The organism is Bacillus cereus group sp. BfR-BA-01524, from assembly GCF_022662595.1.
GTDB classification, from domain to species: Bacteria; Bacillota; Bacilli; order Bacillales; family Bacillaceae_G; genus Bacillus_A; species Bacillus_A thuringiensis_S.
This window is the reverse complement of sequence record NZ_JAKUDW010000282.1, coordinates 1-482: the sequence shown is the minus strand read 5'-3', so window position 1 is coordinate 482 and position 482 is coordinate 1. Positions and strand designations below refer to the sequence as shown.

The window sequence follows — 482 nt, the reverse complement described above, 5'->3', positions numbered from 1 at the left end:
AATTGGGATTTATACGTTAGATGAAACGCTTAGTGTAAAAGGATACTATTTAATTGGAACATTATTTTTAACGATGTCTTGTTTTGTGTTACAAAAAACAATTCGTGATAACGAAGAAGATAACGAGAGATTCCCAAAAAATAAACCGTTAGATAAAGAGTAAATTGTAAAGAAAGGCATTTGCCTTTCTTTTTTTATGTAAAAATGGCGTAAGTACTCTGTGTTGACTTGCTTGAAGTACTGAAAATTTGGTATCATCAATAGTATTGTAGATTGAACGATATATTATGGAGGTGGCCTAGCCGTGTCAAGAATTTCCGTTGAGAATGTAAAGCACGTAGCACATTTAGCACGTCTTGCAATTACTGATCAAGAAGCAGAAAAATTTCAAAAACAACTAGATGCAATTGTTACATTTGCAGAACAGTTAAATGAATTAGATACAACAGATGTAAAACCAACAACTCATGTATTAACGATGA

Annotated in this window: 1 protein-coding gene and 1 pseudogene; both read left to right on the top strand. The window is 32.0% G+C overall.

Annotation, left to right across the window (positions count from 1 at the left end):
- On the top strand, nucleotides 1-163 hold a 163-nt coding region (locus MR170_RS31070), incomplete at its 5' end, for a YiaA/YiaB family inner membrane protein (protein ID WP_242310676.1).
- Between the two features lie 141 nt (nucleotides 164-304).
- Nucleotides 305-482 (top strand): annotated as a pseudogene (gatC, locus tag MR170_RS31065) (Asp-tRNA(Asn)/Glu-tRNA(Gln) amidotransferase subunit GatC); the annotation flags it as partial.